At 73.4% G+C, this 24,255-nt stretch carries 20 protein-coding genes; 7 read left to right on the top strand and 13 right to left on the bottom strand.

What is annotated here, in order from left to right; translation table 11 throughout:
- Nucleotides 1-74: 74 nt before the first annotated feature.
- Both QSK36_RS19680 and QSK36_RS19675 read left to right on the top strand, forming a co-directional pair.
- On the top strand, nt 75-770 hold the full coding sequence (locus QSK36_RS19680; RefSeq protein WP_183541161.1) for an acyltransferase: 696 nt from the start codon (nt 75-77) through the stop codon (nt 768-770).
- A 100-nt stretch (nt 771-870) separates the two neighbouring features.
- Complete coding sequence (locus QSK36_RS19675) at nt 871-1,458, top strand: Uma2 family endonuclease (RefSeq protein ID WP_183541158.1); 588 nt, start codon at nt 871-873, stop codon at nt 1,456-1,458.
- A gap of 49 nt (nt 1,459-1,507) precedes the next feature.
- Here QSK36_RS19675 and QSK36_RS19670 read toward each other — a convergent pair whose 3' ends face one another.
- The 6 genes from QSK36_RS19670 to uvrB all read right to left on the bottom strand — a co-directional run bounded on the left by QSK36_RS19670 (nt 1,508) and on the right by uvrB (nt 8,443).
- Nucleotides 1,508-2,113 carry a DUF4126 domain-containing protein gene (locus QSK36_RS19670; protein ID WP_285783423.1) on the bottom strand — a complete coding sequence of 202 codons (606 nt, stop codon included), beginning with the start codon at nt 2,111-2,113 and terminating at the stop codon, nt 1,508-1,510.
- A gap of 188 nt (nt 2,114-2,301) precedes the next feature.
- Nucleotides 2,302-2,889: a hypothetical protein gene (locus QSK36_RS19665; protein ID WP_285783422.1), complete on the bottom strand. Its 588-nt coding sequence runs from the start codon at nt 2,887-2,889 to the stop codon at nt 2,302-2,304.
- Nucleotides 2,890-3,220: 331 nt separating this feature from the next.
- Complete coding sequence (locus tag QSK36_RS19660) at nt 3,221-4,486, bottom strand: sensor histidine kinase (protein ID WP_285783421.1); 1,266 nt, start codon at nt 4,484-4,486, stop codon at nt 3,221-3,223.
- A 105-nt stretch (nt 4,487-4,591) separates the two neighbouring features.
- Nucleotides 4,592-5,074, bottom strand: a complete 483-nt coding sequence (locus tag QSK36_RS19655; protein WP_225898597.1) for an RrF2 family transcriptional regulator — start codon at nt 5,072-5,074, stop codon at nt 4,592-4,594.
- A gap of 255 nt (nt 5,075-5,329) precedes the next feature.
- A complete protein-coding gene (locus QSK36_RS19650) occupies nt 5,330-5,878 on the bottom strand; it encodes a hypothetical protein (RefSeq protein ID WP_285783420.1) in 549 nt (182 codons plus the stop codon).
- Nucleotides 5,879-6,331: 453 nt separating this feature from the next.
- On the bottom strand, nt 6,332-8,443 hold the full coding sequence (gene uvrB, locus QSK36_RS19645; RefSeq protein WP_285783419.1) for an excinuclease ABC subunit UvrB: 2,112 nt from the start codon (nt 8,441-8,443) through the stop codon (nt 6,332-6,334).
- Between the two features lie 240 nt (nt 8,444-8,683).
- Between uvrB and QSK36_RS19640 the strand changes: the two genes are divergently transcribed.
- From QSK36_RS19640 to QSK36_RS19630, 3 genes are read left to right on the top strand one after another with little or no spacing between them, the layout of a single operon-like run.
- On the top strand, nt 8,684-9,721 hold the full coding sequence (locus QSK36_RS19640; RefSeq protein WP_183541144.1) for a hypothetical protein: 1,038 nt from the start codon (nt 8,684-8,686) through the stop codon (nt 9,719-9,721).
- Nucleotides 9,718-10,380 carry a hypothetical protein gene (locus tag QSK36_RS19635; protein WP_285783418.1) on the top strand — a complete coding sequence of 221 codons (663 nt, stop codon included), beginning with the start codon at nt 9,718-9,720 and terminating at the stop codon, nt 10,378-10,380. The genes QSK36_RS19640 and QSK36_RS19635 overlap by 4 nt, the downstream gene beginning before the upstream one ends.
- On the top strand, nt 10,353-11,195 hold the full coding sequence (locus tag QSK36_RS19630) for an inositol monophosphatase family protein (RefSeq protein ID WP_285783417.1): 843 nt from the start codon (nt 10,353-10,355) through the stop codon (nt 11,193-11,195). The genes QSK36_RS19635 and QSK36_RS19630 overlap by 28 nt, the downstream gene beginning before the upstream one ends.
- A 35-nt stretch (nt 11,196-11,230) precedes the next feature.
- Here the strand turns inward: QSK36_RS19630 and QSK36_RS19625 are convergent, their stop codons facing one another.
- The 6 genes from QSK36_RS19625 to QSK36_RS19600 all read right to left on the bottom strand — a co-directional run bounded on the left by QSK36_RS19625 (nt 11,231) and on the right by QSK36_RS19600 (nt 16,638).
- Nucleotides 11,231-11,836 (bottom strand): energy-coupling factor transporter transmembrane component T family protein, encoded by a 606-nt coding sequence (locus tag QSK36_RS19625; RefSeq protein WP_285783416.1) that lies wholly within the window; start codon nt 11,834-11,836, stop codon nt 11,231-11,233.
- Nucleotides 11,833-12,507, bottom strand: coding sequence for an energy-coupling factor ABC transporter ATP-binding protein (locus tag QSK36_RS19620; RefSeq protein ID WP_183541131.1), 675 nt, complete (start codon nt 12,505-12,507; stop codon nt 11,833-11,835). Before QSK36_RS19620 ends, QSK36_RS19625 begins: the two co-directional genes overlap by 4 nt.
- Nucleotides 12,508-13,653 carry a thiolase family protein gene (locus QSK36_RS19615; RefSeq protein WP_285783415.1) on the bottom strand — a complete coding sequence of 382 codons (1,146 nt, stop codon included), beginning with the start codon at nt 13,651-13,653 and terminating at the stop codon, nt 12,508-12,510.
- A gap of 1 nt (nt 13,654) precedes the next feature.
- Nucleotides 13,655-15,019 carry an AMP-binding protein gene (locus tag QSK36_RS19610; RefSeq protein ID WP_285783414.1) on the bottom strand — a complete coding sequence of 455 codons (1,365 nt, stop codon included), beginning with the start codon at nt 15,017-15,019 and terminating at the stop codon, nt 13,655-13,657.
- Between the two features lie 28 nt (nt 15,020-15,047).
- Nucleotides 15,048-15,659, bottom strand: a complete 612-nt coding sequence (locus QSK36_RS19605) for a biotin transporter BioY (RefSeq protein ID WP_285783413.1) — start codon at nt 15,657-15,659, stop codon at nt 15,048-15,050.
- 133 nt (nt 15,660-15,792) lie between these two features.
- Nucleotides 15,793-16,638 carry an NAD(P)H-binding protein gene (locus QSK36_RS19600; protein WP_183541122.1) on the bottom strand — a complete coding sequence of 282 codons (846 nt, stop codon included), beginning with the start codon at nt 16,636-16,638 and terminating at the stop codon, nt 15,793-15,795.
- A 109-nt stretch (nt 16,639-16,747) separates the two neighbouring features.
- On the opposite strand from QSK36_RS19600, the gene QSK36_RS19595 reads away from it, so the two are divergent.
- The gene (locus QSK36_RS19595; protein ID WP_183541119.1) at nt 16,748-17,149 is read left to right on the top strand and encodes a winged helix-turn-helix transcriptional regulator; all 402 of its coding nucleotides are present in this window, start codon (nt 16,748-16,750) and stop codon (nt 17,147-17,149) included.
- A 50-nt stretch (nt 17,150-17,199) separates the two neighbouring features.
- Here QSK36_RS19595 and QSK36_RS19590 read toward each other — a convergent pair whose 3' ends face one another.
- Nucleotides 17,200-18,390 (bottom strand): ArsB/NhaD family transporter, encoded by a 1,191-nt coding sequence (locus QSK36_RS19590; protein WP_285783412.1) that lies wholly within the window; start codon nt 18,388-18,390, stop codon nt 17,200-17,202.
- A 78-nt stretch (nt 18,391-18,468) separates the two neighbouring features.
- Here QSK36_RS19590 and QSK36_RS19585 point away from each other — a divergent pair, with 78 nt between their 5' ends.
- Nucleotides 18,469-24,255: a WD40 domain-containing protein gene (locus tag QSK36_RS19585; RefSeq protein WP_285783411.1), complete on the top strand. Its 5,787-nt coding sequence runs from the start codon at nt 18,469-18,471 to the stop codon at nt 24,253-24,255.

The raw sequence follows: 24,255 nt of genomic DNA, 5'->3' as shown, positions 1-24,255 counted from the left end.
GGGCAACATTGGGCTTGCCACGTGCACTAACCCGCCATAGCGGACAAGCCGACCTAACGGTAACTTGTCACGTTATGTCGTTGGTGAAGCGCGCCGTCGGCCGTCTGGTCCACCGGGGGTGGGCCTATGTGCGGGAGGCCGCGGCGATCAGCCCGGCCGCCCCGGGCGGCTACCGGTTCCGCAGCATGGGCGAGGGAGTGTGCCTGTCCTTCCCCCAGGGCGCCATCTTCGGCGAGCAATGGATCGAGATCGGCTCGCACACGCTCGTCGGGGAGCGGGTGTCGATCTCCGCCGGCATGGGCCCCGGCGTGGACCTCGGGCCCGACTCGATCGTGCGGATCGGACGGGGCTGCTCGATCGGCAGGGGCAGCCACATCGTCGGCCACCAGTCCATCGACATCGGCGACGACGTCTTCACCGGCCCCTACGTCTACATCACCGACCAGAACCACGTGTACGACGACCCCGAGACGCCCATCGGGCGGCAGTGGCCGCGCAACAAGCCGGTCTCCATCGGCTCGGGATCCTGGATCGGGACGGGGGCGATCATCCTGCCGGGGACGCGCATCGGCCGCCAATCGGTGGTGGCGGGCGGCGCCGTGGTGCGCGGGGAGTTCCCCGACCACTCGGTCATCGCCGGCGTCCCCGCCAAGGTCGTCCGGCGGCACTCCCCCGACCTCGGCTGGCACAGCCCCTCGGCCGCCCGCCTCACCTCTCCCCTTCCCGCCGACCCCCGCCCCCGGCCCGAGCGCGAGTCACGTACGGCCTAGCCGGACACCGGCGACATCTCGCTGAATGAGTCGCCTATGACTACGGTGGGTGGCAGGATTGTCATGCCTAGTGATTGCCCTAGGGAGAGGAGGACGCCGGATGACCGCAGCTTTCCCCGAGTGGTTTTACCCCGGTCCGCCGGGCGGATGGACCGCCGACATGCTCGACCACCTTCCCCCTGACGCGCCCCGGCATGTCGAGTTGATCGACGGCTCCCTCATCATGAGGTCCCCCCAGACCGCATTCCACATGCTGATGGTCAGTTTGCTGGCCCACCACGACCTCGGCATCCGGCCCCCGAATCACCTCGGGGTCGCGAACGAGATGTCGATAACGCTGGGGCCACGGCAGCGGCCGGAACCCGACGTCCTCGTCGTCAAGAAGGAAGCACTTTCCGATCTGCGAAGAACCTTTTACCGCCCCGAGGAGGTCCACCTCGTCGTCGAGGTGGTGTCTCCCGAATCGGCGGACAGGGACAGGGTGACGAAGCCGATCAAGTATTCCAATGCCGGCATCAAATACCTCTGGCGAATAGAGCCTGAGGACGAGCAGGCGGTCGCGTACACGTTCGAGCTGGAGCCGAGCGTCAAGGCGTACGTGCCGACCGGGATCCACCGCAAGCGCCTCACGACCTACGTCGGCTTCGACGTGGACATCGACCTGGACCTGAGCCCGTTCATCGGCTGACCCACCCTGCCGAGCGTCGGCCGCGAGGCGAGGGTGCCGCGAGCGCCGGTCAGCCGGGCGGCGCGGCGGCCCGGGCGCGGCGGGCCGCCCGGTAGCGCCGCACCCTGCGGATGAGCCGCCAGGCCACGAACGCCAGCACGGCCAGCGCCACCACCACCAGAACAGGCAGGAAGATCGCGATCAGGCTCATGCCGAGCGAGCCCACGTCCTCGACCGTGCTGACGACCGGCGCGCCCACGCCCGCCGTGGTCGCGTTCACCACCGGCCGCGCCGATGCCTTGATCACGTGCACGGCGAGCGCGACGGCGATGCCCAGCAGCCAGCCGACCGCCGGGTGATCGGCCATCCACGCCGAGTTGTCGACCTTCGCCGCGGCCGCCGTGGCGCTGAAGACCACACCGCCCGACGCGGGCCGCACCGCCGTCTGGATCATGTCGTTGACGTGGTCGACCACGGGCACCTTGTCGAGGACGAACTCGGCGACCAGCAGCACGGCGACGATCGCGAGGACCCAGGTGTCGGACAGCCAGGCGTACTCGGCCGGCAGCCGCACGGCGTCGGTGATCCGCGCGAGCACGCCGACGAGCAGCAACGGGATGTACGCGTTGAGCCCGGCCGCGGTCGACAGTCCGAGCCCGGTGAGCGCCGCGAACATGAGCAACCTCCTCCGGACGGCGGGACGATCCCGCCTTCCCGTCAACGGACGGCCCCGGCGTCGTGTCCCCGGTTACTACCGCGAATCGGGCTCGCGACACCCACGGGCGTGAGCCGGGCGCGGGCACCGGACCGGCGGCTCGGTGCTGCCGGTCTGCCCGGCCGCCCGGCCGATGTCCGGAGGCGCCGTCAGCCTGTCGCGGCGGCGAGTTCGTCGATCGCCGTGGCGATATCCTCCGCCCGAGCACCGCGCTTCACCAGCGCGCCCAGGCGCTGCGCCTGCTCTCTCGTGGGGAGGAAACCGGCCAGCATGGCGGGCAGGAGCAGGCGTCTGGCGAGCACCTCGGGCGTGGAGATGCCCTCGGGCCGCCGGACCACCGAGACGTTCACCCGGATCGCGTGCTCGTTTCCCGGCGGCACCCCGGGACGGTCGGTCTCCCTGGCGACGTAACGCATGCCGTGCGCCACGTCGCAGCGCGGGCACCCCGCCCGGCGGCCCAGCGGGCCGCCGCACTCGTCACAGGCCAGGCGGTCGAGCGCGGCGTCGACCACGCGCCAGTCATGCCGGTCCGGCTCGTCGGCCACCATCTCGGCGATCGCCCGCTCACCGTCGGGCGGGACACGGCCCCCGAACTCGCGCAGGAGGAAGTCACGCCAGCCCTCGTCCACGATGGCGTCGACCAGCTCCGCACATCGCGGGCAATCGGGGGCACCGCCGTACTCCCAGCCGCCACAGGACGGACACCGCCGCAGCGGCTCCCCCACCGCAGGTCGCATGACCACCTCCCGGTGGACGTCCCCCGCGCGTCCGCCGCACCGGGCGGGTCGTCGCCGGGGATGGCGTCATGGGCGCGGACCGGCCGGGCCGCGCCGGTCGTCGTGATCGACCCGGCCACCAGGCTAGGTGTGCCGCTCGCCACGGGCGAACGGTTTTCCGTCGCCCGATCCGCCTGAGGGACATCACGGCGTGACCTCTTCGACGGCGGGCGCGAAGGTCCCTTCCCGATACCGTGTCAACAACGGTGCGCAGGGGAAACGCATGAACCCAAGTCACGGCAGGAAACGCCATGCCGCGCGCCGGCGCAGCAGCGTCACCCGCTCGAAAGGATCACTCCCAGGCGTCACCCGACGCGGTCGCGCTCATGGACCGGCCTGGCGGTCGGCGCGCGGGCCAGATGTTCCACCTGGGCTTGACGGCGGTTCCCCGGGGCGCGACGGTCCACTCCCCTGCGGCTCCCGCCGTTCCCGCCAGCGGCAACATCAGAACGAACCGGGCGCCTACCGGCGAGTCCTCGATGCGCAGGGTGCCCTTGTGGGCGCGGGCGATGTCGCGAGAGATGGCGAGGCCGAGTCCGCTGCCGCCGGTATCCCGGCGACGTGCCTCGTCCAGGCGGACGAAACGTTCGAAGACACGCTCGCGGTCCGCCGGGGGGACGCCCGCCCCGTCGTCGGTGACCGCTACAAGAGCCTGGCCGTCCACGGACTCGACCGATACCGTGACGGCGCTGACCGCATGCCGCCGCGCGTTGCTCAAGAGGTTGCCGACCACTCGGGCCAACTGGATCCGGGAGCCGCGGACTCGCACGTCGCCGACCGCCCGAACGCGCACCGGCACTCCGGAGCCCAGGGCCGACACCTCCTCCGTCACCAGCGCGCCGAGCTCTACCAGCTCCGGCGGCGCCGCATCGGCGCCGCGCAGCCGGGTCAGCAGCAACAGGTCGTCGACGATCGCTTCGAGCCGGCCGGTGGCCCGCAAGGCTCCCTGGATGGTGTCGCGCGGGTCGACGTCGTCGGGGTAGAGGAGAGCCTCCTCCAGTCGTGCCCGCAGGCCGGCGATCGGCGTCCTGAGCTCATGGGAGGTGGTGGAGGCGAACTGACGCTCCCGCTCCACCGGGCGAAGGGTCCGGCCGACCGCCCACCACGTCATCCAGGCCACCGGAACCAAGATCAGGACACCGCCCGCGGCGATGACGTACTCCAGAGTGTGCGTGGCCAGGAGGGACGGCTGCGCCGTGCCGGCGTAGACGACCGGCGAGTCCGCCGCGGGAGAGACCCGATTGGCCATGAGCATGACACACCGGTCCTGCCCGGGGCACTCGGTGCGCTCTTGGAGGCGATCGTCGGCTGGAGGCCGCAGCGTGCTGAGCGGCCGCATGCCCGCGGCCTCCCGGCTGGAGTCGACGACCCTGCCGCGGGCGTCCACGAGCTGGACGAGGGTGATGTCGGTGAGGGTGGGGATCGGACGCGGCACGGCGCCGTTGCGCGCCGCCGCGCTCCATCGTGCGGCGGCCTGCTCGGCCGCGAAGAAGACTTCGTTCTGGATTCTGTAGCGGATCGCCAGGTCGAGGGCGACGCCTCCCACGACCAGAGCCACCAGCAAGAGCCCTGCCGCGGCGATCGTGGAGCGCGCTTGTATGGAGTGCGGGTTCACATCCGGTTTCCCCTCCCTAGTGCCGGCGAATGGTTCTATTTCGGACGATCAGTTCTGCGCGTACCAGCGCCGGATCGCCTCCCCCGCCTGGGGCGCACGACGGTCCGCCGCGGCCTGCACGTCGGCCAGAGTCTGCGCGGCAAGCGCTCGCCGCCACGCCATCTCGGCCTTGCGCATCGCGGTCGAGACCGCGCACGGGGTGCGGAACTGCCACTCGGGCCTCTCCGCCCCGGCCCCACGCCGCCGGATCTCCGTGCACTGGAACGCCTCGCCAGGTCCTTCGATCGCCGTGACGACGTCCATGACCGTGATCTCCTCCAGGGGCCGGGCCAGCCGGAACCCGCCCCTCGCCCCCGGAGTGGATGTCATGATCCCGGCCTTGGCCAGCGCCTGGAGTTGCTTGTTGAGGTATGCGGACGGCAGCTCGAACCCGGCGGCGAGCTTCGCCGTCGAAACCGGCACCTCGTTGCCGAGCCACGCCAGCGTCAGGCAACAGTGCATCGCCCACTCGACGCCCTCACTCATCCGCATAACCTGGATACTACACATCCAGGATTGCGCCGGGAACCGTCGTGCCTGGTCAGGAGTGGTGCCGCCGCCATGCGTGGGACCGATCAGCCGTGTGGAATGGACCCGGGTGAGGGCGTAGCGGTGGCGAGCATGGCCAGGGGTCCCGGCTCCACGGGTGCGGAGCCCTTGCGAGCGGCGTGAGGACGAGCGAAACGGGGTGAGCCGGGCGACGAGACATCGCGTCGGCTCCGGCCGGCCCTCGGGCCGGAGTGCGGGTCAGTCGCCTTCCTGGGGGGCAGGCTCGAGCCCCAGCACGGCGGCGTCACCCGCGACCTGCGCGACCCGTAGAGCGACGTCGCCGATGCGGCCCGGCCTGGTCGTGCTGATCGTCACCGCTCCCCTGACCCGGCAGCGGTCGTTGTAGCAGCTCCGGCTGATGCTGATGTTCGCGCCGTCGACGACCGTCGAGGTGCCGGTGAAGGCGAGCCTGACGGCGTTTCCCCGCAGGCCCACCACGGTGATCTCGTCCACGCCCCGTTTCGGGTCGATCGGGATGCTGTCTCCCTCACGCACCCGCACCTCGCAGTCGCCGTCCCGGCACCCGGCGAGGTCGCTCGGCGTCACCGACGGGCTGGGCATCGGCGACGGTGCGGGCGTCACGGACGGGCTGGTCGTAACCAGGCCGAACGTGACCGGCCTGCTCACCGGCACCGCGGCGAACGACCGCGCCGGAACCTCGCCGCAACCGGCGAGGAGCGCGGTCACCGACCCCGCGGTGAGCACGAGGCGGGCGGCAGGGCTGGACGCGGTGGTCGTCGAACGCATGATTTCCCCGATTGCCACAGACGGATTCGCCCGACGGGAACCGCTCGAATAGGCCGCTCCCATGACGCGTGGACGTGAATCCGCGCGCCGACGAATGCCTTCCCCGCAACAGACCAGGTCAACCGCACCCGGAGCTGCGCCGCGCTCATTTCCTCGCAGCCGACAGCGTTTTCAGTGGGATAAGTACGCAAAAACTCCAACCGGCTTCCACACTTCGCTTATCAGCGGTTCCAGCGCACAATTCACTGGAATTCGCCGAAATTTCGCGGCACAGATGCCGATTGGGGGATGCCGCCTGCGCGGCTCGCCCGGGCCGACGGGCCCGGGCGGTCACGATTCGGTAGTGCAGGTCACCACCCGACCGTACGCTCATCGCCCGATCATGAGTGCTCGCCGTGCTCAGGCGGCGTTACTGCGCGCTCGCTGGGCGGTGGTCGCGCGGTCGCTGAGCCGTCACTTCACGCCGGCCTCGCGCATGTCGCGAACCTCCCGCTTGAGCTCCTTGATCTCATCGCGCAGCCGGGCCGCCACCTCGAACTGCAGGTCGGCGGCGGCGTTGTGCATCTGCTCGGTCAGCGACTCGATCAGCGACTCCAACTGGGCCCGCGGCATCTCCCCCGCGATCGCCTTAGCGTGCTGGCCGGCCCCGCGGGACGCGAGGCCCGGCACCGGCGCCTTGCCGCGAGACTGCTGACGCCCGGCGCCGCCGAGAAGCTGGGCGGTGTCGGCGTCCTCGCGGACCAGACTGTCCAGGATGTCGGCGATCTTCTTGCGCAGCGGCTGCGGGTCGATGCCGTGCGCCTCGTTGTAGGCGATCTGCTTGGCCCGGCGCCGGTTGGTCTCCTCGATCGCCCGCTCCATGCTCGGGGTGATCTTGTCGGCGTACATGTGGACCTGGCCGGACACGTTGCGGGCCGCGCGGCCGATCGTCTGGATGAGCGAGGTCTCCGAACGCAGGAAGCCCTCCTTGTCGGCGTCGAGGATCGACACCAGCGACACCTCGGGCAGGTCGAGGCCCTCACGCAGCAGGTTGATGCCGACCAGCACGTCGAACTCGCCCATACGCAGCTCGCGCAGCAGCTCGATCCGGCGGAGCGTGTCGACCTCGCTGTGCAGGTAGCGGACCCGGATGCCGTTGTCGAGCAGGTAGTCGGTGAGGTCCTCGGCCATCTTCTTGGTCAGCGTGGTGACCAGGACCCGCTCGTCCCGCTCCGCCCGGGCCCGGATCTCCTCCATGAGGTCGTCGATCTGGCCCTTGGTGGGCTTGATGATCACCTCGGGGTCCACCAGGCCGGTGGGGCGGATGACCTGCTCCACCACATCGCCCTTGCTGCGGCCCAGCTCGTACGGACCCGGTGTGGCGGACAGGTAGACGGTCTGGCCGATGCGCTCCAGGAACTCCTCCCACTTCAGCGGGCGGTTGTCCATCGCGGACGGCAGGCGGAACCCGTGGTCGACCAGCGTCCGCTTGCGCGAGGCGTCGCCCTCGTACATGGCGCCGATCTGGGGGACGGTCTGGTGCGACTCGTCCAACACGAGCAGGAAGTCGTCGGGGAAGAAGTCGAGCAGCGTGTGCGGCGCGGTGCCCGCCTCGCGGCCGTCGATGTGCCGCGAGTAGTTCTCGATGCCGGCGCAGGTGCCGACCTGGCGCATCATCTCGATGTCGTAGGTGGTGCGCATGCGTAGCCGCTGGGCTTCCAGCAGCTTGCCCTGCCGCTCCAGATCGGCGAGCCGCTCGGCCAGCTCCGCCTCGATGCCGGCGATCGCCCGCTCCATCCGCTCGGGACCTGCCACGTAGTGGGAGGCGGGGAAGATGTGCAGCTCGTCGTCCTCGGCGATGACCTCGCCGGTCAGCGGATGCAGCGTCGCCAGCTTCTCGATCTCGTCGCCGAACATCTCGATGCGGACGGCCAGCTCCTGGTAGACCGGGATGACCTCGACCGTGTCGCCGCGCACCCGGAACGTGCCCCGGGTGAAGGACAGGTCGTTGCGGGTGTACTGCATGTCGACCAGCCTGCGCAGCAGCTGGTCGCGCTCGATCTGCTGGCCGACCTTGAGCCCGACCATCCGGTCGACGTACTCCTGAGGCGTGCCCAGGCCGTAGATGCAGGAGACCGAGGCGACCACCACCACGTCGCGGCGCGACACCAGCGACCAGGTCGCCGAGTGGCGCAGCCGCTCGACCTCCTCGTTGATCGAGGAGTCCTTCTCGATGTAGGTGTCGCTCTGCGGGACGTACGCCTCGGGCTGGTAGTAGTCGTAGTAGGACACGAAGTACTCGACCGCGTTGTTGGGCAGCATCTCGCGCAGTTCGTTGGCGAACTGGGCGGCGAGCGTCTTGTTCGGCTGCATGACCAGCGTCGGGCGTTGCACCCGCTCGATGAGCCACGCCACCGTCGCGGTCTTGCCTGTGCCGGTCGCGCCGAGCAGGACCGTGTCCTTCTCCCCGGCCCTGACCCGGCGCTCCAGGTCAGCGATCGCCGTGGGCTGGTCGCCGGACGGCGTCATGTCGGTGACGACCTGGAAGGGCGCGACCTTCCGCTTCAGGTCCATCATGGATGTCATCGCCGCTCAGCTCCTCACTCGCCCCGTCCACCGGCGCGGGCGGGCGCACAGAGACACTCGCGCCCGCTCCGGTTCACATGCATAACCTACGCGCGGCGACCGACAATTCCGGTCCCGATGCCCCCTCCGCCCCTCGCTTCCAGAACGCCGAGCCCCACCCGGCGAAGCCTTTGCCGGACCATGACCCTGTCGTTACGATTCGAGTCGGGGCCGACACTGACGGGATGGCGGGGCTGACCTATGGCGGGGTTGCGAAGTGCCGTCGGCCAGTCACTCGCGTGGGCGGCCAAGAACGTCGACGGGGCCATCGCCCTCGTCCTGGCCGTGGCGGTGGGCGTCCTCGGCGTGCTGCCCGATCGCGTGATCTCCGACGAGGTGAAGACGCAGCTCGTCAGCGGCACCACACTGGTCGTCCTGGCCCTGGTCGCGACCGCGCTGCTGCGCGACCGGGTCCGGCAGGAGCCCGTCGAGGAGGCCATGCACGCGACCTCCGGCGTCCTCGCGCGGCTGCCCGAGCGCCTGGACCGCCTCGAAGAGCTGGAGGACCTGGTCGCGGGCACCCGCCGGGCCCTGGAGGACATGGCGGTCATCCGCATCCTGGGCAGCCAGCACGAGATCGCGCAGGCGCACGCGGACGCCCGGAGGGGCACCGACCGCTGGACGTTCAAGGGCGGCACCGGCACCTACATGCGCGCCGTCACGCTGCCCGAGTGCGTGGCCGCCGCACGGCGCGAGAAGCGGCACCTCACGGTCCGCCTGGAGATCATCGACCCGACGGACGAGGCGGTGTGCGAGAGCTACGCGCACTACCGCAGGTCGCTGTCGGACCGCCCGGACGGCACCGGTGAGCTGTGGACGACCGACCGGGCCAGGAAGGAGTCGTACGCGAGCGTCCTGGCCGCGTTCTGGTATCGCCAGCGGTACGGCCTGCTCGACATCGCGGTGGGGCTCTCGCCGGTCATGACGACCTTCCGCTGGGACATGTCCGGCCGCGCCCTGATCATGACGTCCGAGGACCCCAACCGGGCCATCATCGCCTTCAGCGGCTCGTTCTTCTACGAGAGCTGCGGCACCGAGCTGCGCACGAGCTTCGAGCAGGCCCGCCGCGTGGCGATCGACCGCTACCGGTCGGTGCCGCTGAGCGACGAGCCGACCGTCGAGGAGGTCCGCAGGCTGTTCGACCGCGTCGACCTCCCCCTGCCCAAGTCGTTCACCGACCGCGACGTGGTCGAGGTCACCCGCAAGGCGCTGCGCGCCAAGGATCCGTACGCGCCATGAGGTATGGGGACGTGCTCGACGTGCTCGCCGGCGGCGGAGTCCGCGAGTGGGCCCTCGGCGTGCTCGGCGAGATCGCAGAGGGTGGCTCGCGCGGGTCGGGCGTGCGGGGCGTGCGGCATCCGCTGGGGTTCCTCTGCCTGCCGCTGGTCCGCGAGGGAGACCTCGGGGTGTGCGTGCACGTGTGGACCGCCGCCGCGCGGCGCGCCCGCAGCACCACCTCCCAGGTCCACTGCCACAGCTGGGACCTGGTCAGCCACGTCCTGTACGGCCAGGTGCGCAACGTCCACGCCGTGGTGACCGACACCACCCGGTCTCCCACCCACCGCGTCTTCGAGGTGGTCAGCACGCCGTCGGGCGACGTCGTGCGCCCCACCCCGAGGACCGTGGCGTACGCCCCGGGGCGCGCCGAGCTGTTCGGCGCCGGGGACACCTACACGCTCGTCGCGGGCGACTTCCACAGCAGCGTCATCCCCGAGGACGGCGAGGCCGCCACCGTGGCGCTCGGCCGCGGCCGGCCGGGCCTCGGGGACCTGTCGCTCGGGCCGCTCGCCACGCCCCTCCACCACGTCAGGCGGGAACGCCTCGACGACGCCGAGACCGCACGTGCCGCCGAGCTGGCCAGGAGGAGCCTGTGGACCTCGAACACGCCAGGCGGGTAGCCGTCGAGGCCGCCCTGGCCGCCGGGGCCGTGCTGCGCGAGAGTGCGCCGGGAGCGGTCGCCGTCCACGACAAGGGCGGGTCGGGCGACGTCGTGACCGACCTCGACCTGGCCGCAGAGAAGCTGATCCTCGACCGCATCCGGGCCGAGTTCCCCTCCCACCGGATCGTGGCCGAGGAGTCGGGCGTCCACGGCGGTGATCGTCCGGACGGCGGATGGACCTGGCTGGTCGACCCGCTCGACGGCACGAACAACGTGGCGATCGGCCTTCCCGCGTACGTCGTGGGCCTGGCGTTGTGCGCCGGCGGCCGCCCGGTGCTCGGGGTGGTTCACGAGCCGCTCTCCGGCCGCACCTGGTCGGCCGTCAGCGGCGCCGGGGCCCGCGGGCCGGCGGGGCCGCTGACCGGGCCGCCGAGCCGCGACCTCCGGCACGGGCCGGTGCTGGCCTGGACGCAGGGCCACGGGGTCTCCCGGCTGGACCCGGCGGTGCGGTCGTTGAAGATGACGATGGACGCCCGCGCCCGGCGGGTGCTCCAGCTCTGGGCGCCGCTGATGTGCTGGGCCATGCTCGCGCGGGGCGACATCGACGGCATGATCGGCTACCGCGCGGAGGGACTCGACCTGCCCGCCGGGGCCCTGATCGCACGCGAGGCCGGTGTGGAGATCCGCACGCTCGACGGCGGGCCGTTCGAGGCGTCCGCCGAGGGCCCGCCCGAGGACCGCAGCTTCGTCGCCGCGCCGCCCGCCCTGGTCGGGGACCTACTCGACCTGGTCGCCGAGGCCCGCCGCCTGGCGCCCGCCCTGCCGCCGCTCTGACTCGCCGCCGACCCGAGTCAGTCGTCGAGGCCCGTTCAGTCGTCGAGACCACGCGCGGCGAGCGCCTCGCCCAGCGCGTCGGCGTGCCGCAGGGCGCCCACCACCAGCGGGACGGCGAAGGCACGCGGGCTCCGCTCGACCCCTCTCGCGCGCTGGGCCTCCCGCACCCGGGTGACCAGATCCGCGATCACCGGCACGCTGCGCAGCGTGAGAGACAGCAGCAGCGACAGGCGGAACGGATCGAGGCCGGCGAACCTGGCGGGCGCGAGGCAGCGCTCCAGGCAGGCCATGAGGGCGCTGGTGCGCGTCGTGAGGGTGACCAGCCCGGCCAGGGCGACGGCGAGCACGACCCGGAGCGTCGAGGACGCCGCCGTGGGCAGGTCCGCGAACACCAGCTGCACGCCGAACAGGGCCATGGCGAACCAGCGAACGGGCCGCACCTGCGCCCAGGCCGCCGCGACGCCGACGCCGGAGACGGCGTACAGCAGCACGACGGCGGCAGCGGCGCCCGCGAGCGCCGCGGGCGAGCGCAGCAGCAGGAGCGCCGTGCAGGACACGGCGAGCCCGGCGAGCTTGGCCCCGGCGGGCAGCCGGTGCAGGAGCGAGCCGCCGGGCACGTAGGCGCCGGTGAGTCCGCTCACGCCATCATCTTCCTGTAGTGGCCGATCGCGGCGGCGGGCTCGGCGTCGGCGACGATGCGCCCCTCGTCGATCACGAGCACGCGGTCGAAGTCCTCCAGCAGCGGGAGGTCGTGGGTCACCACGACCACCTGCTGCGGAAGAGTCCGGAGCAGCGCGGCGACCTGCCGGGAGTGGCGCAGGTCGAGCAGCGTGGTCGGCTCGTCCATGACCAGGATCTCCGGTTCGAGCACCAGGACCGAGCAGAGGGCGAGCAGCTGCTTCTGGCCGCCGGACAGGTGATGCGCGGGGTGGTCGGCGTGCTCCCCCAGGCCGTACCTCTCCAGGATCTCCCGCACCCGGCGCTCGACCTCCTCGCGCGTCAGCCCCTTCCGGCGCAGCGAGAAGGCCACGTCCTCGGCCACCGTGGGCATCACGATCTGCGCGTCCGGGTCGGTGAACAGGAATCCCACACCGCGTCTGATGCGGGCCGCGTGGCGGCGAGTGTCGAGCCCGGACACCGTCACCGTGCCCGAGGACGGCAGGACCAGGCCGTTGACGAGGCGGGCGAGCGTGCTCTTGCCCGAGCCGTTGGCCCCGACCACGCCCACGCGGCGCTCGGTCAGCGAGGCCGTGACGCCGCGCAGCACCTCGCGCTGCCCGAGCCGCACATGGACGTCCTCCAGCCGGATCACTCACACCACCTCGAACAGGGCGGCGATCCCGAGACCGCCGCCGACCGCGACCGCCGCCAGGCCCAGCGTCCCCGGCGGCGCCCCGAGGAGCCGGCTGAACAGCCGGGTCACCACCACCGCTCCGCTCGCGCCCCAGGGATGGCCGAGGGCGAGCGCGCCGCCGTCGGCGCACACGCGGCCGGCGTCCGCGCCGAGAGGATCGAGGCCGAGCGCGTCGGTGACCGCGAGCACCTGCGCAGCGAACGCCTCCACGATCTCCACCGCCGCCACCCTCTCCAGGTCCGCTCCGGCCCGCCGCAGCACGCGCCGTACGGCGGGCACCGGTCCCCACCCGGGGAGCGCGGGGTCGCAGCCGGCGACGGCGCCGGCCAGCAGGCGCAGACCGGGCAGGCCGGCCGCCGCGCGCAGCCGCTCGGGCACGACCGCGACGGCCGCGGCGCCGTCGCTCACCGGGGAGGAGTTGCCGGCCGTCACCGTACCGCCCGGCACGAACGCGGCGGGCAGCCGGGCCAGCGACAGCGGCCGCAGCACGCGCGGCCGCTGGTCGTCCGTCCGGCCGCCGATCGGGACGATCTCGCGCGTGAACCGCCCGGCCTCCCGTGCGGCCAGCGCCAGGGCGTGGCTCCGGCAGGCGTACGCGTCCTGGCGTTCCCTGGTCACGCCGCGCGCGGCGGCGAGCGCCTCGGCGGCCGGGCCCATGTCCGGGTCGGGGTGCCCCTCCGGGGCGAACGGCGCCCGCTCGTACGGCACGCCCGGCTCGCCCTCCCCCCGGCGAACCCGCAGCGGAGCGGTGGAGGCGCTCTCGACGCCCCCGGCGACGACGAGGTCCGCCTCGCCGCAGCGGACCGCCTGCGCGGCCAGCAGGATCGCGGCGAGCCCGCTCCCGCACTGCCGGTCGACGGTGACGCCGGGCACCTCGTGACCCAGCCCGGCGGCCAGCGCGCAGACCCGGGCGAGGTTGCCCCCGGGCCCCGTGCAGTTGCCCAGCACCACGTCGTCCACCGGGACGCCGAGAGGCGCCACGTCGCGGGCGACCGCCTCGATGACGGGCGCGGCGAGTCCGTCGGCCGTCAGGCTCCGGAACGCGTGGCCGGCGGTGCCGATGGGGGTGCGGCGGGCCGCCACGACGACCGCGTGCTCGTCCATGTCAGGCGAGCCGCCGCAGGCCGGGGTCGTCGCCGGCGGCCAGACGGGCGGCGACCAGGCCGCGGGCCGGCTTCCCGGTCGGGGTCCGGGGCAGGGACGCGGCGGCGTACCAGCGCCGGGGCCGCTGTGCCGGGTCGAGTTCGGCGCGCGCCGCCGCCTCCAGCGCGGCCCTCACCACGTCCTCGCCCTCGACGACCGCGGTGACCACGGCGCCCAGGTAGGGGTGCGGCGTGCCGACCACGACCACGTCGTCCACTCCCGGCACCTTCCTCAGCACCTCCTCGACGTCCTCGGGCACCACCGTGGCGCCGCCGGTCTGGATCGCGCCGTCGCCCCGGCCGCGCAGCCGCAGGAGCTCGCCGGGCCGGCGCGGCTCCGCCAGGTCGCCGACCGTCATCCAGCCGCCGTCATCCTGCCGCAGGGGGCCGGTCGCACCGGCCAGGTAACCCTCGCAGAGCCACGGGGAGCGCACCCACACCTCGCCCAGAACCTGCCCGGGCGGCACCCTGACGTCGATCTCGACGCCGGGGAACGGACGCAGCCCGGCGCCGTCGGCGTCCACGGCGACGAACGACAGCTCGGTGGCGCCGTAATAGGAGACCACACGCACTCCGGCCGCCGCTGCCCGGGTCCTGGCGGCGGCGTCCAGGGCGGCCCCGCCGACCACGGCGGTGCGCAGCGGGCCTCCGGCCGCATCGTGGCCGGCTTCCAGGGCGTCCAGCACGGCCGGCAGGCGGTGGGGCACCACATGCACAACGGTGGCCCGCCGCAACTGATCCGCCAGCAGGGACGGGGACCACCGGCCGGGGACCACGGCGGTCGCGCCGGCCGCCAGGGTGTGCACGGCGGCGAAGCCGTACAGGGAGGAGACCAGCGGACCGGGGATCAGCACGACGTCGCCGGGGCCGATCCCGGTCATCTCGTCGAGCCGGCCGAACGACCCGGTCCACGAGGCCCGGCCGCGCACCACGGCGCGGGGCCTGCCGGTGCTGCCGGAGCTGAAGCAGGCCCAGGTGAGGTCGTCCGGCGCGGGACGGTGCCGTACGGGCGGGCCGTCCGCCTCCGGCAGCGGGGCGTCGAATCGGGCGGCGACCGGCACCGCGGCCATGACCTGCGCCCGCCGTTCCTCACTCCAGGCGTGGTCGCACAGCAGCGGCGTGGCTCCCGCCAGGTCGGCGGCGAGCACGGCGACGAGCAGGGCCACCGGGTCGGCCTGGCCGAGGGCGATGAGCGCGCCGCGCCCGACGCCCTCGTCGGCGAGACCGCGGGCGGCGCGGCCGGCCCGGGCCGCGAGTTCGGCGTAGCCGAGGTCGCCTCCGGGACCGGACACCGCGATCCGGTCCGGGCTGGCCGAAGCGTGTCGCATCACCTGCGCGGCTACCGGCACGGGCGCGTCACCGCCCCCCTGCCCGCAGCCGCTCGCGGTGCACCGCGGGGACCGCGTCGGGGTAGGCCCGCTGGGTGCCCCTCGCCACGATCGACGCCAGCACCGCCTTGGCCAGGTCGCCGGGCAGGAAGGCGGCGCTGAGCAGCGCCGTCTTGCCCAGGGACAGCCCGGTGACCAGGGCCTGCACGGGGATGCCGCACAGGTAGACCACGCCGACGCCGCCGGCGAGGCAGGCGGTCACCAGCCGCACCGTGGACGGCGTGCGCCCGCCGCGTTCGACGATCCATCCGGTCAGGGCCGCGCCGGGAAGCCAGCCGAGCAGGAAGCCGGCCGAGGGCCCGGTGAAGACGCCGAGCCCGCCGCGTCCGCCGGCCAGCAGGGGCAGCCCGGCGGCGACCAGCACGAGCAGGACCACGACGGCGAGGGCAGATCGCCACGTGCCGAGGATCGCCCCGGCGAGCATGACGCCGAGCGTCTGCAACGTGATCGGCACCGCGTCGCCGAAGATGTTCAGCGCGCCCGGCATTCCGAGCACGGCGATCAGCGCGGCGAAGACGCTGACCCTGGCGACGTCCGCCGCGGGGAAGCGCCGCCGAGGCGGAATCTGTTCATCTGTCACGGATCGATCCCATACCAAGACCCTCCGTACGGCGAATGAGGATTCCCACAACTTTCCGCCGTGTCGTTCTCACCGGCGCCCATAGCCGCCGGCCGCCCGGTGACCGAAGCGCCGGAGGCGGCCTTGTCGCTGTCTACCGGAAGGCTTCGACGTTGCGGCGGGCCCACTCGGCGAAGGGGCGGGGCGCGCGGCCCAGCACGTGCTCGACGTCCGGGCTGAGCCGCAGTTCGGCGGCGTTGGGCTCGCCGAGGACGGCCAGCGAGGTCTCCAGGGACGGCTCCGGAATGAACGCGGCCATCCGCGCCTGCGCCTCGGCCCGGGTCAGCTCCACGAACCGCACCGGCTCGCCGAGGGCCGCGCCGATCGCCTCCGCCTGCTGCCGGGGTGTGACGGCCGCCGGCCCGTTCAACTCGTAGGCACGACCCGCGTGCTCGTCCTTGCGCAGGGCCACGGCCGCGACCTCCGCGATGTCCGCCGGATCGATCACCGGGATCCCGACGTCGCCGAACGGCGCGGCGACCGTCCGCTCGGCGCGTACCGACCCCGCCCAGGCGTAGGCGTTGGACGCGAACACGCCGGGCCGCAGGATCGTCCAGGCCAGGCCCGACTCGCGCACCGCTTCCTCGACCGCCCGCATGACGCCTCCGTGCGACGCCGACTCCGGCCTGGTCACCACGCCCTGCGAGGAGAGGAGCACCACCCGCCGGACCCCGGCGGCCCGGGCCACGTCCAGGATGGCTCTCGGGTCGAGCCCGACGCCGCCCGTGCCGCCGTCGTGCAGGAACAGCGCCTCGGCACCGTCGAGGGCGGGCCGCAGGGTCTCCGGCGCGGCCAGGTCGGCCCGCACGTGTCCGGTCCCCCTCGGCAGGTTCACCGGAGCTGTCCCCCTCGACACCGCCGTCACCCGCTCCCCGGCCTCCGCCATGGCCCGCACCAGTGACCGACCGACGTTCCCGGTCGCACCCGTCACCACAATCATGATCAACTCCCGCGTCTTTCCCTGTGGCTTCTCGCGATGACGGCGACGCTAACAGCCTCCGTATAGTAGGTACCTAGAGGAAAGTAACTACCTCAGAGGGGTGCAACCCATGGCGACCGAGACGAGCCGGCCGGCGGCCGACGCCACGACCGACCCCGAGCTGGCCTGCCCGATCTCCCCGGTCGTCGACATCGTGTTCAGCCGGTGGACCTCGCCTATCCTCTGGTCGCTCCAGGCCTTCGGCCGCCAGCGGTTCGTGGAGCTGGAGCGGCGCATCGAGAACATCACCCCCAAGGTGCTCACCCAGCGCCTGCGCCAACTGGAGCGCGACGGCCTGGTCGTCCGCACCTACCATCCCGAGGTGCCGCCGCGCGTCGAATACGAGATCAGCGAGCTCGGCCGCACCCTCTCCCCCCTCTTCGCCCAGATCGCCGAGTGGGCCGCCGCCAACATCGAGCACGTCGAACGGGCACGGCGACGCTACGACGACGCGGGGGCGCCCCGCGGCTGAACGATCCGCGAGCGTCGGGGGCCCGGCCGGGGCGGCCCTCGGGCGGCGCCTCAGGCGGTGAGGATCAGGACGGTCACCGTCGCGGCGAGACCGGTCACGGCGAGGCCCGCGCCGGTGACGACGAACTTCGCCAGCGGCACCCGCACGTCCCCCCGCCGGCACCACTCGAACCACAGCAGCGTCGCGAGCGAGCCCCACGGCGTGATCACCGGGCCCAGGTTGGTGCCCGCGAGCAGCGACAACAGCTGCGAGTGGTTGGCCGCGGGGACGACCTGCTCACCCGCGACGTACGCCGGGAGGTTGTTGAGCACGTTGGACAGCGCGGCTCCGGCGGCGGCCGCGCGGTAGGCGCCGTCCCCCTCGCCGCCCACGCCGATGAGCGCGCGCATCACGTCCGCCAGGCCGAGGCGGCTGAGCGTCGGGACCACGAGGAACAGCCCGGTGACGAAGACCAGCAGCCGCCAGGGGATCAGGCCCCACACGAGCTTCGCGCGGTCGCGCCAGGCGAAGGCGGCGACCACCGCGACCGCCGCGACGAGAGCCGCGACGCCGATCTCCACGCCGGCCAGGATCGCGGTGATGAACAGCAGGCACGCGACCCCGGCGACGCCGAACAGCACCCGGTCGGCCACCGGCACCGGAGGCGGCGGCACGTAGCGGTCCTCGCCCCGCTCGCCGCGCCGCCAGTAGAACGCCCACAGGAACGCCATCGTCACCGCGATCGACACGGCCTGGGGCGCCCACATCCGCGCGGCGAACTCCTGTGTGGTCAGCGCGACCCGGTTCATGGCGAGCAGGTTGGTGAGGTTGGAGACCGGCAGCAGCAGGCTCGCGGTGTTGGCCAGCCAGACCGTGGTCATCACGAGCGGCAGCGGCGCGATCTTCGCGCGCGGCGCCAGGGCCAGCATGACCGGCGTCAGCAGCACGGCCGTCGTGTCCAGGTTCAGGACGATCGTGACCAGCGAGGCGAAGGCCGTGCAGAGCAGGAAGAGAACGGCGTAGCTCCCCCGGCCGACGATCGCGATGCGGGTCGCGATGACGTCGAAGACCTGCGCCTCCTTGGTCAGCTCCGCCAGCACGATCACCGCGCCGAGGAACAGCAGCAGGGGGGCGATGCGTTCGATGCTGTCCCTGGCCGACTCGGCCGGCAGCAGGCCGGTGGCCACGAAGACCAGGCCCGCCGCGAGCAGCCCGAACCTGATCCAGTCGAGAACGCTCAGTCTCCGCAGCCCGGTCGCCACGCGCACACCCTATCTCGCCGCCCACCGAGATGATCGATCCCCTCCAAACCGTCGGTGGCAGCGGGAATACTGGGCTCCATGACGCACACGGGGCGGGGGGACGCGCGGACCGAGATCTTCGTCAGCTACTCCCCCGCCGACGAGCGGTGGGCGACGTGGATCGCCTGGCAGCTCGAAGCCGCCGGCTATCGCACGATGCTGCAGGCGTGGGACTTCGTGCCGGGCACCAACTTCATCGACTTCATGGACCGCGGGGTCAGCGAGGCCGACCTGGTCGTCGCGGTGCTCACCCGCAACTACCTGGGTTCCCGCTACGGCAGGCTCGAATGGCAGGCGGCGCTGCGCGCCGATCCCGACAACCCGTCCAACAAGCTCGTGACGGTCCGGCTGGAGGACTGCCCTCTCGACGGCCTGCTGTCCACGATCACCTGGGTGGACCTCCTCGGCGTGACCGACCCCGCCGAGGCGCGGCGGCTGCTGCTGACCCGGATCCGGCAGGCGCTGGCCGGCCGGGCCAAGCCGGCCGAGCCGCCCCGGTTCCCGGCGGGGCCGGGCGCGCACGCCCTTCAGCCGCCCGCCGACCCCGCGCCCCCCGCCGTACGCGTGCCCCGGGCCCGGCGCACCCCGGCGGGCGAGCCGGCGTTCCCGACGGCCGAGCGCGCGGGCGGCGCCTCCTCGGTGACCGTGCTGCACGTCGCCGGGCCGCGGTTCGGGCGCGGCCTGGCCGAGGCGGACGAGCCGCTCGACGCGGGCGAGTTGCAGGCGAGCGTGTGGGCCGACCTGACCCGCCTCGCCGACGCCGGGGTGCCCAGGCCCGACCTCCTGATGGTGACCGGCGACCTCACCGAGTCGGGCAGCATCCGCGAGTGCGAGCAGGCGCTGGCGTTCCTCACCGGGCTGCGCGTGCTGCTGGGGCTGGAACCCGGGCGGCTCGTGGTCGTCCCCGGGCCCCGCGACGTCACCAAGGCGGCCTGCCGGGCCTACTTCGCGACCTGCGAGGCCGACGACGTGCGCCCGCAGCCGCCCTACTGGCCGAAGTGGCGGCACTTCTCCACGCTCTTCGGCGAGCTCTACCAGGGCCTCGACGGCCCGGCCTTCGACAGCGCCCAGCCGTGGACGCTGTTCGAGCTGCCCGAGCTGCGCACGGTCGTCGCCGGGATCAACTCCACGATCGCGATGAGCCACCGCGAGGAGGACGACTACGGCTTCGTGGGCGAGGCCCAGGCGGCGTGGTTCGCCGAACGGCTGCGGCCGTTCGAGGGATGGCTGCGGATCGGCGCCGTCGCCCATCCCCCGCGCCCCGGCCTGCGCGACGCCGCCACCCTCGAACGGCTGCTCGGCTCCCGGCTCGACCTGCTCGTCCACGGGCGGGACGCCCGGCGCGGCGGACCGGAGGAGGTCTGGGATCTGGAGGGGCTGCCGTGCGTGCCCGCGCTCGCCCCGGGCCGTCACCAGATCCTCCAGGTCACGCCGCAGGGGCTGCGCCGGTGGACCCGGGACCGGCCGGAGCTGGGCGACCCCGAGACCCTGCCGTACGGCTGGCGCGGCTGGCGGCCGCAGACCCCCGCCGCGGCGGCTCCCGAGCCGCCGGCGCGGGAGCCGGAGGAGCCCGCGGGCCCGGCCGACCTGCTGCTGGACCGGATCGCCGAGGTCTGCGAGACCCGCTTCGAACGGGCCAAGATCCGCCGTGTGGCGGGCGATCCGCCGCGCCTGCTCGTCACCCACCCCGAGGACGGGTTCGTCCGCCAGGTCCTGATCGGCGCGCACGCCGGGGAGCTGGACCAGACGCGGGTCGAGGCGTTCCTCGGTCACGTCCACGCGGCGGGGCTGGAGCACGCCGCCGAGCTGGTCTACCAGGGACCGCAGCCGTCCCGGGCGTTACGCGACGACGCGCTGCGGCGCGGGCTGCGGCTGCGCAGCTTCACCGAGTTCCAGGGCCTGCTCGACCTGTCGTCCTACGTGGCCGGCCAGACGGCCAGGCTGCGCGGCGACCGCCGCTACCCGCCGGAGCTGTACGTGCCGCAGCGGTTCAGGGAGCTCGACCGGACCGGCGGCGAGGTGCGCGACGACCTGACCGACGAGCTGCTGCGGCTGCTCGCGGCCGACCACGGGCGGTTCGCGCTCGTGCTCGGCGACTTCGGCCGGGGCAAGACGTTCTCGCTGCACGAGGTGGCCAGGCGCATCCCCGCCGAGCTGCCGCACCTCACGCCGATCCTGATCGAGCTACGCGCCCTCGACAAGGCGCACTCGGTCGCCGGGCTGGTCGCGGCGCACCTCGCCAACCACGGCGAGGAGCTGATCGACCTCAAGGCGTTCCACTACATGCTGCGCCAGGGCCGCATCGTGCTGCTGTTCGACGGCTTCGACGAACTGGTCACCCGGGTGACGTACGAGCGGGCGGCCGACCACCTCGACACCCTGCTGCGCGCGGCGGAGGACAAGGCGAAGATCGTCGTTGCCGGGCGCACCCAGCATTTCAAGTCGCGCAGCCAGGTGATGACCGCCCTCGGGGAGAAGGTCGGTCTGCTGCCGAACCGCCGGGTGCTCAGCATCGAGGAGTTCACCGAGGAGCAGATCCGCGCCTACCTGGTCAACCGGTACGGCTCGCAGCAGGCGGCCGACGACCGGATGGCCCTGCTCACGGGCATCGGCGACCTGCTCGGCCTGGCGCACAACCCCCGCATGCTCAGCTTCATCGCCGACCTGCCCGCCGAAAGGCTGCGCGCCGTCGCCCGGGCCGGGGAGGCGATCAGCGCCGCCGGTCTCTACCAGGAGATCCTCGACACCTGGCTGGCCTTCGAGGAGGAGCGCGTACGCGGCGTGGCCGGAGCCCCCGGCGGGCTGACCCGCGAGGAGCTGTGGCGGGCCGCGACCACGCTCGCGCTGCGGCTGTGGCAGACCGGCGAGACCTACCTGCGGCCGGCGGAGCTGGCCGAGGTCGCCGACACGCTCACCGGCCTGGCCGCCGACACGCAGAGCCGCGTGCCGTACGTGCCGGGGGCCAGTCCCGAGCAGTTGGAGCGCACAGGCCCGGCCGATGCGGACGGCGCCGGGACCACGGGAGGGCAGGGGCCCGCGCGGCTGACGCCCGAGCAGGCCGCGCACGCCGTCGGGGCCGGCAGCCTGCTGGTCCGCACCGACGAGGGATTGTTCGGGTTCATCCACGCCTCGGTCGTGGAGTGGCTGGTGGCCCGGCACCTCGCGGGGTCGCTCGACGCCGGCCACGCGCCGGGGCTCGGCCTGCGGCCGTTGTCGGCGCTGGCCGTCGACTTCCTGTGCGACCTGGCCGACGCCTCACGGCTGCAGGCGTGGGCGGCCCGCACGCTCGCCTCCCCCGGCGCCGGCGACGTCGCACGGGCCAACGCCATCAAGGTGACCACCAGGCTGCGCACCTCGGCCAGGACCGACCTGCGCGGAGCCCGGCTCAGCGGCGAGGACCTGTCCTACCGCGAGTTGCAGGGCGTGGACCTCACCGGCGCCGACCTGACCGACACCCGGCTCGTCGGGGCCGACCTGTCCCACGCCGTGCTCAGGAACGCCCGGCTGGCCGGGGCGCGCCTGGACGAGGCCGTTCTGGTGGGCGCCGACCTGCGCGGCGCCGACCTCACCCGGGCCCGGCTCGCCCGCGCCGACCTGCGGGACGTCGCGGTCGAGGGCAGCCGCTGGGACCGGGCCGCGCTCATCGACGTCACCGGCGTCCCCCGGGGAGCACCGGAGCTGCGCGGCGCGGCCGTGGCGCCCGCCGTCCCCGGCACGGACGGCGGGCGGGTCGGCGGGCGGGTCGGCGGCGAGCTGGCCCCCGCCGTCGTCGGCGTGCCGTACGGCTACCACTTCGAGAGCAGCCGCCTGCCGGAACCGGTCGCCTACGACCCCGGCGGCGGCGTGATCGCCCTGGGCGGGGAGGACGGCGGCGTCCTGGTCTGCGACAGCGTCACCGGGTCCGCCCTGCGCACGCTGCAGGGCCACCGGGGCCGCGTCTACAAGGTCGCCTACGGCGAGACCGGGCTGGTGACCGGCGCGAACGACGGGACCGTCCGGGTGTGGGACCCTGCCACCGGAGAGCCGACGCACGTCCTGCGCGGCCATCCCGAGGGAGTGTGGCCCGTGGTCACCTCGGGCGACCTGATCGCGGCCGGCGGCGCGGACGGGATCATGCGGGTCTGGGCGTCCGGGGAACTCGCATGGGAGCTGCCCGGCCACACCGCCCCGATCTACACGGCCGTGTTCCTGCCGGGGCTGCTGGTGACCGGCGACAGCGCGGGCGCGATCCGCGTGTGGGACCTCGCCACCGGGCAGGTGCGCCACCACCTCCACGGCCACAGCGGAGCCGTCTACCGCCTGGTCCTCAGCCCCGACGGCACCCGCCTGGCCGCCGGGGACGGCCAGGGCGTGCTGCGCGTCTGGGACCCCCGCACCGGCGTCCCACTGCACGAGCTGACCGGTCACCCCGGCCGGATCTACTCGCTCGCCTTCCACCCCGAGGGCCGGCTGCTCGCCTCCGGCGACACGGAGGGAGCCGTACGGCTGTGGGACCCGGCCACGGGCGCGGCCGCCGGCAGCCTGCCGGGGCACCGCGGCGCCGTCTACCAGGTCCTGTTCGACCCCACCGGCGAGCTGCTGGCGACCGGCGACAGCGACGGGGTCGTACGGATCTGGGACCACCGCACCGGGCAGGCGCGGGCCGAGCTGACCGGGCACCGGGGCTCCGTGTGGCCGTTCGCGTTCCGCCCCGACGGCCGGCAGCTCGCGACCTGCAGCAACGACGGCACCGCCCGCCTGTGGGACCCGCACACGGGTCAGTGCGTCCAGACGCTGCGCGGCCACGGCCGCCGCATCACGTCGGTCCGCTTCTCCGCCGACGGCGGCATGCTCGCCGCCTGCGGCAACGACGGTTACGTTCGGCTGTGGGACCCGGTCACGGGCCGCCGCCTGCGTTCGCTCACCGGGGCGGCCGACCGGCTGGTGTCGGCCGTCTTCAGCCCGGCCGGCTCGCTGCTGGCGACCGCCAGCAACGACGGCGGCGTCTACCTGTGGAACCCGGTGGCCGGGACGTACGAGCGCGAGCTCAACGTGGAGACCGACCATGTGTGGGCCGAGGCGTTCAGCCCCGACGGGCAACTGCTGGCCACCGCGAACGACGACGACAGCGTACGGCTGTGGTACCGCCCCTCCGGGCGGCAGGTCGCCAACCTCGCCGGGCACCGGGGGCGCGTCAGGTCGATCGCCTTCAGCCCCGACGGCAGGCTCGTGGCCACCGGCTGCGACGACCGCAACGTGCGGCTGTGGGACGTGTCGACCGGCCAGTGGGCGGCGACGTTGAGCGGGCACGACGATCGGGTGTACGCGGTGACCTTCTCCCCGTCGGGCGACCTGCTGGCGAGCGCGAGCAACGACGGCACCGCCCGCCTGTGGGACGTCGCCTCCGGCGAGTGCCTGCACGTCCTCGCCGGCGGCGGGCGGCTGTGGACGGCGGCCTTCAGCCCGTCGGGCGACCTGCTGGCCACCGCCGGGGACGATCTCGCCGTCCACCTGTGGGACCCGGCCTCCGGCGCGCGTGTCGGCGCCCTCGCCGGTCACGGCCGCCGGATCTGGTCGGTCGCGTTCCACCCCTCCGGCGACCTGCTCGCCAGCGCCGGGGACGACGGCGTGGTGATCCTGTGGGACGTCCCCCGGCGCGAACGCCGCGCCACGCTGCTCGGCCTGCCGGAGGGATGGGCCGCGTTCTCGCCCGGCGGGCTGTACAAGCTGGAAGGCGACGTGACGGGCCAGTTCTGGTACGTGATCGGCATGTGCCGGTTCGAGCCCGGCGAGCTGGACGAATACCTGCCCGAGGTCAGGCGGCTGGCCCTCGACGAGCCGTTCTGA

It is taken from the genome of Microbispora sp. NBRC 16548 (genome assembly GCF_030268985.1).
Classification (GTDB): Bacteria; Actinomycetota; Actinomycetes; order Streptosporangiales; family Streptosporangiaceae; genus Microbispora; species Microbispora catharanthi.
This window is presented reverse-complemented; position numbering and strand designations above follow the sequence as displayed.

Coding starts and splice junctions, on each gene's coding strand:
- QSK36_RS19585 (WP_285783411.1), top strand. CDS start 18,469: ATGACGCACACGGGGCGGGGGGACGCGCGGACCGAGATCTTCGTCAGC.
- QSK36_RS19640 (WP_183541144.1), top strand. CDS start 8,684: ATGGCGGGGTTGCGAAGTGCCGTCGGCCAGTCACTCGCGTGGGCGGCC.
- QSK36_RS19680 (WP_183541161.1), top strand. CDS start 75: ATGTCGTTGGTGAAGCGCGCCGTCGGCCGTCTGGTCCACCGGGGGTGG.
- QSK36_RS19615 (WP_285783415.1), bottom strand. CDS start 13,653: ATGGACGAGCACGCGGTCGTCGTGGCGGCCCGCCGCACCCCCATCGGC.
- QSK36_RS19595 (WP_183541119.1), top strand. CDS start 16,748: ATGGCGACCGAGACGAGCCGGCCGGCGGCCGACGCCACGACCGACCCC.
- QSK36_RS19670 (WP_285783423.1), bottom strand. CDS start 2,113: ATGTTCGCGGCGCTCACCGGGCTCGGACTGTCGACCGCGGCCGGGCTC.
- QSK36_RS19655 (WP_225898597.1), bottom strand. CDS start 5,074: ATGCGGATGAGTGAGGGCGTCGAGTGGGCGATGCACTGTTGCCTGACG.
- QSK36_RS19675 (WP_183541158.1), top strand. CDS start 871: ATGACCGCAGCTTTCCCCGAGTGGTTTTACCCCGGTCCGCCGGGCGGA.
- QSK36_RS19635 (WP_285783418.1), top strand. CDS start 9,718: ATGAGGTATGGGGACGTGCTCGACGTGCTCGCCGGCGGCGGAGTCCGC.
- QSK36_RS19665 (WP_285783422.1), bottom strand. CDS start 2,889: ATGCGACCTGCGGTGGGGGAGCCGCTGCGGCGGTGTCCGTCCTGTGGC.
- QSK36_RS19610 (WP_285783414.1), bottom strand. CDS start 15,019: ATGCGACACGCTTCGGCCAGCCCGGACCGGATCGCGGTGTCCGGTCCC.
- QSK36_RS19650 (WP_285783420.1), bottom strand. CDS start 5,878: ATGCGTTCGACGACCACCGCGTCCAGCCCTGCCGCCCGCCTCGTGCTC.
- uvrB (WP_285783419.1), bottom strand. CDS start 8,443: ATGACATCCATGATGGACCTGAAGCGGAAGGTCGCGCCCTTCCAGGTC.
- QSK36_RS19600 (WP_183541122.1), bottom strand. CDS start 16,638: ATGATTGTGGTGACGGGTGCGACCGGGAACGTCGGTCGGTCACTGGTG.